General features: G+C 37.1%; 1 pseudogene. It reads right to left on the bottom strand.

From position 1 onward, the window contains the following. A pseudogene (locus tag R7Z50_RS24395) lies at positions 1–272 on the bottom strand (hybrid sensor histidine kinase/response regulator); the annotation flags it as partial.

Below are 272 nucleotides of genomic sequence, written 5' to 3'. Positions count from 1 at the left end.
CTTTTCCTTTGTTTCTATGTCGATAACAGCACGTTCTATAAGAGGTCTAAAGCGCCTTAGAGTCTCTTTGTTTTCAATACTAAAATGCCCTTTTTGAGCTCCAATTAATAGTATGATGCTTTGTGTTACTTCCGAACGAATGCCCGTTAAAATTACGGAGTTAACATGTGTTTTAACAAAGCTATTTAAGTTCTCAAACTCTAACAATTTCGCTGGCTCGAATAATAGAATACACTCGCCGTTTAATGCGCGATCCATTGTGTTACCGTGTA

The sequence above is a fragment of the Vibrio sp. 1249-1 genome (genome assembly GCF_033340495.1).
Note: the sequence above shows the minus strand (reverse complement) of the source record. Positions and strands in the feature narration are given on the sequence as shown.